At 72.1% G+C, this 8,576-nt stretch carries 6 protein-coding genes; 3 read left to right on the top strand and 3 right to left on the bottom strand.

Annotation, left to right across the window (positions count from 1 at the left end; translation table 11 throughout):
- Positions 1–13 precede the first annotated feature (13 nt).
- The 3 genes from COGEMETH_RS21940 to COGEMETH_RS21930 all read right to left on the bottom strand — a co-directional run bounded on the left by COGEMETH_RS21940 (position 14) and on the right by COGEMETH_RS21930 (position 5,195).
- Entirely contained in the window at positions 14–1,171 is a 1,158-nt protein-coding gene (locus tag COGEMETH_RS21940) for an alpha/beta hydrolase (RefSeq protein WP_238184809.1), read from the bottom strand.
- A 255-nt stretch (positions 1,172–1,426) separates the two neighbouring features.
- Positions 1,427–3,904: a PBP1A family penicillin-binding protein gene (locus COGEMETH_RS21935; RefSeq protein ID WP_238184808.1), complete on the bottom strand. Its 2,478-nt coding sequence runs from the start codon at positions 3,902–3,904 to the stop codon at positions 1,427–1,429.
- 136 nt (positions 3,905–4,040) lie between these two features.
- A complete protein-coding gene (locus tag COGEMETH_RS21930) occupies positions 4,041–5,195 on the bottom strand; it encodes a transglycosylase SLT domain-containing protein (RefSeq protein WP_238184807.1) in 1,155 nt (384 codons plus the stop codon).
- A gap of 313 nt (positions 5,196–5,508) precedes the next feature.
- Between COGEMETH_RS21930 and COGEMETH_RS21925 the strand changes: the two genes are divergently transcribed.
- The 3 genes from COGEMETH_RS21925 to COGEMETH_RS21915 form a co-directional block, all read left to right on the top strand.
- Positions 5,509–6,699: an inositol-3-phosphate synthase gene (locus COGEMETH_RS21925; RefSeq protein WP_238184806.1), complete on the top strand. Its 1,191-nt coding sequence runs from the start codon at positions 5,509–5,511 to the stop codon at positions 6,697–6,699.
- Positions 6,699–7,631: an HD domain-containing protein gene (locus COGEMETH_RS21920; protein ID WP_238184805.1), complete on the top strand. Its 933-nt coding sequence runs from the start codon at positions 6,699–6,701 to the stop codon at positions 7,629–7,631. Before COGEMETH_RS21925 ends, COGEMETH_RS21920 begins: the two co-directional genes overlap by 1 nt.
- A 108-nt stretch (positions 7,632–7,739) precedes the next feature.
- Positions 7,740–8,576, top strand: an 837-nt coding sequence (locus COGEMETH_RS21915) for a class I SAM-dependent methyltransferase (RefSeq protein ID WP_238184804.1), incomplete at its 3' end; no start/stop codon positions are given.

The raw sequence follows: 8,576 nt of genomic DNA, 5'->3' as shown, positions 1-8,576 counted from the left end.
CTGAGTCAGTGCACTAGCGCGCGTTGTCCGTGATCCAGCCGATGATGGCGTCGGCAACAGCGGCGTTGTTCTGCTCCAGCATCATCATGTGGCCGTTGCCGCGGATGCCGTGCTCGGCCAGCGCCAGCCGGTCGGGCCTGGCGCCGGCCTGGGCCAGGAAGGCACCGGTGCAATCGTCCATCGTCGCCCGGAACGAGGCCTCGGCCGTGACGATGACGGCGGGCACGCGGGCGAGGTTCGGCAATTGCCGGGCCGGCTCCGCCTGGAGCCAGCAGCGGATCTGCCCCGGCCGGGTCGGCGCCTCCGCCTGGACCACGCCGATGTCGTCGGGCGAGGTCACGGGCGGCTCGAAGCGCAGGGGCACGCGGGTGATGCCGTAGGGCCGGGCCCTGGCCTCGCCGATCCGCTCGTACCACTCGGCGCCGCCCTTGAAGCGGATGTCGTAGAAGGTCGGCCCGTTCGGCTCCACGGCCACGTGCGCCTTGACGAGGTCGGGGCGCCGGTCGGAGACCGCCCAGCCGAACACGCCGGCCTGCGAGTGCGTCAGCACCACGGAGGGGCCGATCTTCTCCAGGAGGGCGATCAGGGCCGGGCCGACGAGTTCCTCGCTCTTCAGGGCGCTGGCGATGAAGGGCACCTGGGAGAAGTAGAACTGGTCGAAAGCCGCGTTGCCGCGCACCCCGGCACCGCCCGGCCACTGGCTGTGGAGCCTGGCCTGCGGGAACAGGTCGTAGCGCTCCTGGCCGGTGAAGATCGTCTCCAGGTCGCTCGCCTGGAGCCGGGCATAGGGGCCGTAGACCTCCGGGTTGTCGCCCGAGCGCCCGCGGCCGACCTGGTCGACGACGTAGACGGCAAAGCCCTTCTCGACGAAGCGGTCGACCCAGCCGGGCCGGCCGTCCGGCGTGCCGAGGAAGTTGACGCCCGTCTGCGCCGTGCCGTGGACCATCACCACCGGGTAGGGCTGCGTCACCCGCACCGGGGCGTGGACCTGCACGAACATCTGGCCGACGGCGATGGTCTTGCCCTGGACCGTCTCGTAGCCGCCGCCGACGAAGAAGTAGCCCTCCTGCTGCGCCGGCTTGAAGACGGCCGGCGTCCCCTCGGGCGCCGCCCGCGCACCCGTGGCGAGGCAGAGCAGCGCGAGGCCGCAGGCGAGGGCAACCCGGATCATCACGACCTCCCGAATTTTTTATACGTTGCCGGGACCCTAGAGCATGATGCGGAAAAGGGGAAACCGGTTCTCCGAAAAATCATTCGAAAACAATGACCTAGAGCAGGCTGACGTTTCCGTGAGATAGCGGCCTGCTCTCGCAGCGGAACGGCGGAGCAGGGCCAGCCGGTGGGCCCAATGTCGGCGACGCACTGCCGCGGTCGTCAGCCACCGCCGGACGGCAGGCCTTCGCAGGCCGGTCGACCGGCAAAGCAATCAGCGGGCGCGGCCCCAGAGGCCGGTGCGCTCGGAGCGGGCCTGCTCCTCGGCGGCGAGGAGGTCGGGCGGGGCGTCCTCGGCCGCCCGGGCGCCGCCGGCGGCCAGGATCAGGGCGGCGAGGTCGTCGCCGTCGATCCGGCAGCGGGCGCCCTGCGCCTCGGCCGCGGCGCAGACCACCTCGCGGCGGCGCAGGTAGCGGGCGAGCTGCCCGGCCAGGTGCCCGCCCTCGCCGGCGACCCCGAGCAGGCGCACCACGCGTCCGCGGAAGGCCAGCGTGCCGGTGTCGATCACCTCGGGAACGCCGCGCACGTCCGAGGCCGGGGCGGCCGGCGCCATGGACGTAGGCGCAGCGGGCGCAGGCGCGGCGGGCGCGGGTTCGGCGCGGGCGGCGGACGGCCGTCTGCGGCCCTTGGCGAGCTGGCTCGACGCCCGCTGGACGAAATCGCGGAACATCGCGGCCGGCACGTCGCCGCCGCCGACCCTATTCATCGAGGTGTTGTCGTCGTTGCCGACCCAGACGCCCACGACCATGTCGGGCGTCATGCCGACGAACCAGGCGTCGCGGTAATCCTGCGTCGTGCCGGTCTTGCCGCCGATGGGCAGGCCCGCCACCCGCGCCCCCTTGCCGGTGCCGCCCTCGACCACGGCCTGGAGGGAATCGAGCATCATGGTCCGGCTCTCGACGGGCAGGCCGCCGGCCGGCGCCGGCTCGGGCCGGGCGTAGACGGGCTGCGGGCCCGAGCCGCGGATCGCGTGGATTCCGAAGCTGTCGAGCGGCGTGCGGCCGGCCAGGACGCTGCCATAGGCGCGGGTCATCTCCAGGAGCGTCACCTCGGCGGAGCCGAGGGCGAGGCTCGGCACGTTCGGCAGATCGGACTGGACCCCGAGCTTGCGCGCGGTGGCGATCACAGCCGGGATGCCGAGGTCCTCGCCGAGCTGGGCCGCGATGGTGTTGATCGACAGGGCGAAGGCGTTGCGCAGGGGGACCGGGCCGCGGAAGCGGTTGTTGGCGTTCGAGGGCTCCCAGTCGCCGATCTGGATCGGGCGGTCGACCAGCACGCTCTCCGGGCTGAAGCCCTGCTCGTAGGCCGTGAGGTAGACGAACAGCTTGAACAGGGAGCCGGCCTGGCGCTTGGCCTGGGTCGCCCGGTTGAACTGGCTGTCCTCGTAGTCGCGCCCGCCGACCATGGCGAGGATCGCGCCGTCCTTGGACAGCGCCACGAGGGCGGCCTGCCCGATCTTCTTCTTGGCCCCTTCGGCATCCAGGCGGCGGGCGACGACGCCTTCGGCGAGGCTCTGGAGATCGAGGTTGAGGGTGGAGCGCACCGTGAGGTCGCCGGGGGTGTCGGAGAGGCGCTTGGCGTCGGCCGCGACCATGTCGAGGAAGTAGTTGGTGCCGGGGGGCGTCTCGGGGGGCGTGCGCAGCGTCACCGTCTGCTTGCGGGCGGCATCGGCCTCCTCGGCGGTGATGGCGCCGGTCTCGACCATGGTCTGGAGCACCACGTCGGCCCGCTCCTTGGCGCCGCCGAAGTTGCGCGTGGGCGCGAGTTGCGAGGGGGCGCGCACGAGGCCGGCCAGCATCGCCGCCTCGGGCAGCGAGAGGGCCTTGGCCGGCTTGCCGAAATAGCGGCGCGCGGCCGCGTCGGCCCCGTAGGCGCCGGCCCCGAAATAGGCGGTGTTGAGGTAGCCGAGGAGGATCTCGTTCTTGCTCATCGTGCCCTCGACCCGCAGGGCCAGGAACGCCTCCTGGAGCTTGCGGCGCAGGGTCTTCTCCTGGGTCAGGGAGGTGAGCCGCACGTATTGCTGCGTGATGGTCGAGCCGCCCTCGCGCACGCCGCCGCCGGTGGCGTTGCGCCACGCCGCCCGCCCCAGCCCCCGCAGGTCGACGCCCCAATGGCTGTAGAAGCGCCGGTCCTCGATGGCGACGATGGCCTGGGCGAGGTGCGGGGCGAGGTCGGCCGCGGTGAGCGGCTGGCCGCGGAAGGCGCCGCGGGTGGCGAAGACCCGGCCGTCGTCGGCCTCGACGGTCAGCGCCCGCTGGCCGGGATCGAGGGTGGCCCCGCCCAGCGGCGGCAGAGTGAGGAAGGCGGAGAGCGCGTAGCCGGCGAGCGCCAGGAGCGGCAGGGCGAGGAGGAGGCCGGCGGCGGCCAGGACCGGCCGGCGACGCAAGGCCGCGCCCAGGCGCCGGATGCGGGGCTGCGTCCCGGAAGCGGCAGGCACCGGCTCGCCCGCGGGCCGTCCCTCCGGGCGGCGCAGGCGTGCGGCGATCCCGCCGAAGAAGGGCGCGGTGCCCCGGAGCGCGTCCCGACCGGTGCGGCCGGCGCCCCTGGCCGCACCGGCTGCGAGGATTCCGAGCTGGCGTCCGAGGGTGCGCGCCGCCGCGCGCGCCTCCCGCGCGGCGGCGCGGGTGTCGGCCTCGGCGGGAGGCCGGGGCGGTCCCTTCTCCGGCGGGTGGTCCGGGTCGGAAGGGGCCATCGCGTCCGGTGCCTCGGACCGGAGCGGGGCGCGCCGGTCTGTCTCGATCCGGGACCGTTCTAGCCCGGATGCCCCCGCCAAAGCTACGCCGTGGCCGCCTCCCGGACCTTCGCGGCCGGGCCGGACGCGAACGGGCTCAGACCCCGTCCGGCGGCTGGGCCTCGGTGACCTCGACGCGGCGGACCTGCGCGGGCGCCTGCACCGGCGGCTCGGCCGCGGGGGCGAGCGCCGAGACGCCCTGGTAGCGGGTCAGCCGTGCGTCGATCATGCCGTCGATCCGGCCGTAGACCTCGGCCACCGTCAGGCTGCGGCGGCCCTTGCCGGCTTTTTCCGTGAACAGGCTGCGGTTGGCGCGCGCCGCGGCGCGGAACTCGGCGGCGGCGACCTTGCCGGGCGTCTCGCCGCTCAGCGACAGGAACCGGCCGGCGCTCGACGTGCCGAGGAAGTGGGCGAAGTAGAGTTCCGTGGTGGTGAGCGCCCGCCCGACGCGGGCCTCGATCCGGCCGCGGTCGCGCTTGACCAGCTCGGCCGCCATCAGGGCGGAGACGTAGGGGTCGTTGCGCAGGGCGAGCACGCGCTCGCGCATGCCGCCGCCCGTCACCGTGATGGCGCCGCCGCGGCCCTTCACGGAGGCCGCCTCCTCGGAAAGCCCGTAGCGGGCGCCGTAGTCGCGGATCATCTCCAGCCAGGTGGCGGTGACGAACTGGAACAGCCCCTGGGCCGAGGAGGTCGCCGCCTTCACGTCGGTGGAGAAGCTCGATTCCTTGTCGGCCAGGGCCATCATGTAGACGGGATCGACGCCGGCCTCGTCGGAGGCCTTGAGGATGGTGTCGACGAGGCGCCGCGACACGGTGCGGGCGCCGAAGCGGACCGTCTCCTCGCCCGAATCCCGCACGGCCTGGGGCAGGGCGTCGAGATCGTGCGCGATCAGCTCGGCGGTGGCCGGCTGCTGCTCCACCAGGGGAACCCCGCTCCAGGCGGCGGGATCGTCGGAGGGCGCCAATGCCGCCAGGGCCAGGGCGGCACGTGGGGTGGTGTCGATCCGGTCGTGGGCGGCGGCCGCGGGGGCGAAGGCCGTCTGCGGCAAACTGAAGCCGGCGAGCAGGGCCGCGACCAGGGTCGCGACGGTGCGGCGGCGCCTGTCGGCGGGTGTCCGGCGTCGCGTCCGGCGCCCGTTTTTGCGCACGGCCCGCGGCAGCCACGCCACGGTCTCACCCTCGAAATCGGTCTCGCAAGGCACGAGTCCGCACACGTCGTCGGCGCAACGCGCCGGCTCCGGGAAAACCCCCATCGCTGGTCCTTTTCGTACCGCGGCCTTCGTGGGCCGGGCTTTCCTTCAGCGGCAGGTCTATCGCCGGGGGCCGTGACCAGAATGGGACGGCGCCGTGATCCAAGCGTGGCGCGCTTAACGGAGGGTTAACCCCCTCTTTTCACGGATTTTTAACCCGGCGTTCGGTCCCGGTTCAGGCGGCGGGCGGCACAAAGATGTCTCATTCGGGCTTGGAACGAAGCCCGGTAGCCCCAGTTAGCCTGGGCTGCGCGAGGTGAGGTTCGGCCTGTTGCCGAAGGCCCCGCGTCCCAGAGTTTGAGGAAAATCCCCTCCGATGAACACCCAGACCGGTCGCCGTGTCGGCGTCGCGTTCGTTGGCATGGGCGGCGCCGTCGCCACCACCGCCATCGCCGGCATCGAGATGATCAAATCCGGCTCCAACCGCCTCGACGGCCTGCCGCTGGCCGGCGTCTCCGTGGCCGGCATGGCCGACTACAAGGACCTCGTCTTCGGCGGCTGGGACCTCAACGGCGACGACCTCGCCTCCGCGGCCCAAGGCCACGGCGTGCTGACCCGCCAGGACATCGAGAACGGCGCCCAGGTGCTCAACGGCATCACCCCCTGGCCGGCCGTCGGCAGCGCCAAGTTCTGCAAGAACATCGACGGGGCCAACCGCATCGTTGCGGCCGACCACCGCGAGGCGGTCTCGGTCATCGCCAACGATCTGCGGCGCTTCCAGAAGGAGAGCAACCTCGACGAGGTCGTGGTGGTCAACCTCGCCTCCACCGAGCGCTGGCCCGACCTCACCGTCCCGACGCTGAACTCCACCGCAGCCTTCGAGAAGGGGCTGGATTCGAGCGACGAGTCGATCTCGCCGGCCATGCTCTACGCCTACGCCGCGATCAAGAGCGGCATCCCCTACGCCAACTTCACACCGAGCATCGCCGCCGACGTTCCCGCCCTGATGGAGCTCGCCCGCGAGATGAACGTGCCGGTGGCCGGCAAGGACGGCAAGACCGGCCAGACCATGATGAAGACGGTGTTGGCGCCCGCCTTCAAGGCGCGCGCGCTCCACGTCGACGGCTGGTTCTCCACCAACATCCTGGGCAACCGGGACGGGCTCGCCCTCAACGACCCGAGTTCGCTCCAGTCCAAGCTCAACACCAAGGGCACGGTGCTCGACTCGATCCTCGGCTACCCGGTCGAGGACCACCTCGTGCACATCCATTATTACCGCCCGCGCGGCGACGACAAGGAAGCCTGGGACAACATCGACGTCACCGGCTTCATGGGCCAGCGCATGCAGATCAAGGTCAACTTCCTCTGCAAGGACTCGATCCTGGCCGCACCGCTCGTCATCGAGATCGCCCGCGTGCTGGACCTGGCCAAGAAGCGCGGCGACGGCGGCGTGCAGGAGCAGCTCTCGACCTTCTTCAAGGCGCCGATGGTCAAGAACGGGCACGGCCCGGAGCACGACTTCGGCAAGCAGGGCAAGATGCTCCTCGACTGGCTCGGCGTGAACTGATGCCCGCCGGAGACCCGCGCGGCGCGGAACCGGGTCCGGCCGCGCCGGCCGGGCTTCGGGAGCTTCTGGTCGAGGCCAACGACCTCAAGCGCGTCCGTTCCGCCGGGCGCGCCGGCTCGATCGCCGAGCGCCTGTTCGCGCAAGGCTGGGGCATGCTCACTGGAGGCGCGCGTCCCGAGGACGTCGCCCTCGACGTCACCGCCACGGCGCTGGCCGCCACGCGGCTCTGCGACCTCGACGCCGCGTTCCTCGCGGCCTCCGGGCTATCGGACGAGGCGGTGTCTTCCGTCTTGGTCGAGGGTTTCGACGCCGTGACCGTGGCCCTCGACGCGGACATGCGGGACCGGTTGCGGGATCGCTTGAGGAAGCCCGCGGCCCACCTCCCCGGCTCCCTGCCGGGCTTCGTCGCGGCCCTGGCGCAGCAGCCGCGGGCCGGCGTGACCTGCCCCGGCCGTCCCCGCATCCTGCTGGAGCCGCCCGAGAACCACGCCGAACACTGCTTGATGGTTGCCGTCTACGGCGTCGTGCTGAGCCCGTTCTACCGGGCCGACCCGACCACGGTGTTCCTGGCGGCGATGGCCCACCACTTCCACAACGCTGCGATGCCGGATGCCGGCTTCACCGGCGAGATGCTGCTCGGCGACCATCTCTTGCCGATCATGGCCCGGACTACGGGATGGGCGCTGGCCGAACTCGATCCCCCGCTCCGTGAGACCGTGGAGCGCGCCCGCGCCGTGCTGCCGGACGACGCGACCGCCGAGGGCCGCGCCTTCCACGCGGCCGACTGCATCGACCGGGTGCTGCAGATCGCCCAGCACCTGCGCGCGGCCTCGATCACCATGGGCACGGTGCTCGACGAGATGGAACTGGTCCATGCCGGGCCGGTCAAGCCGTTCCATGACCGGGTCCTGAGGGATATGCGGATTCCCTAGTGCAGCTCACGAAACGCCCGATCGCCGGGTGTTCTCCCTCCGGCCACGACGGCGCAGCGGGAATCTTGCGAGAGACACTTCGACCCGCGTCCGCGCCCCCGAAAGCCCATGATCCCCTTCGCCCTCCGATCGCCGCAGACCGGCCACGCCCTGAAATCCGACACGCCGCACTCCCTGCGGGACGCGGAGGACGGGGCGCGCTGGCCCGTGATCGACGGCATCCCCTACCTGCGCACCGGCAGCGAGGCCCTGGTCGAGCGGGTACTCGCCCACCTCGACGCCGGCGAGCCCGACGAGGCGCTGGCCGCGCTGCTCGCCGACCAGGACGATTGGTGGACCGGCCCCCCGGCGGATGCCGGCGAGGTCCGCCAGTTGGTCAAGGACCGTCGCACCGCGACCCTGCGCGAGGCGGTGCAGCGCCTCGGCTGGGGGCGCGTGGGCGACTACTTCCTGCACCGCTGGAGCGACCCGACCTACCTGGCGGGCCTCGCCCTTCTGGAGGCCCACTGGAACGATCCGGCCTGCGTGTTCGAGTTCGCCTGCGGCATCGGCCATTACCTGCGCGAATTGCAGCGGCGCGGCTGCAAGGTCGCCGGCGCCGACGTGGTGTTCGCCAAGCTCTGGGTCGCCCGGCACTGGGTCGTGGGCGGCAAGGCGCAGCTCGTCTGCTTCGATGCCGCATCGCCCCACTGGCCGATTCCCGACGCTCCCGTCGACCTCGTGGTCTGCAACGACGCCTTCTACTTCCTCGACGACAAGCCGGGCCTGCTCGAGAACCTCCGGCAGAACGCGGGCGACGACGGCTGGCTGGCGCTCAGCCACATCCACAACAGCGACTGTCCCGGCTTCTCGGCCGGCCGCGCGGTCTCGGCCGACGAGATCGCCGAGCTGTTCCCCGACGCCCTCGTCTACGACGATGCCGAGCTGACCCGCGCCCTGGTGGAG

The organism is Methylobacterium trifolii (assembly GCF_022179685.1).
Classification (GTDB): domain Bacteria; phylum Pseudomonadota; class Alphaproteobacteria; order Rhizobiales; family Beijerinckiaceae; genus Methylobacterium; species Methylobacterium trifolii.
The sequence above is the reverse complement of the archived record's forward strand: the minus strand, read 5'-3'. Positions and strand labels throughout refer to the sequence as shown.

Bases quoted from the DNA above. Each gene is read 5' to 3' on its own strand.
- COGEMETH_RS21940 (WP_238184809.1), bottom strand. From the start codon at position 1,171: ATGATCCGGGTTGCCCTCGCCTGCGGCCTCGCGCTGCTCTGCCTCGCC.
- COGEMETH_RS21935 (WP_238184808.1), bottom strand. From the start codon at position 3,904: ATGGCCCCTTCCGACCCGGACCACCCGCCGGAGAAGGGACCGCCCCGG.
- COGEMETH_RS21930 (WP_238184807.1), bottom strand. From the start codon at position 5,195: ATGGGGGTTTTCCCGGAGCCGGCGCGTTGCGCCGACGACGTGTGCGGA.
- COGEMETH_RS21925 (WP_238184806.1), top strand. From the start codon at position 5,509: ATGAACACCCAGACCGGTCGCCGTGTCGGCGTCGCGTTCGTTGGCATG.
- COGEMETH_RS21920 (WP_238184805.1), top strand. From the start codon at position 6,699: ATGCCCGCCGGAGACCCGCGCGGCGCGGAACCGGGTCCGGCCGCGCCG.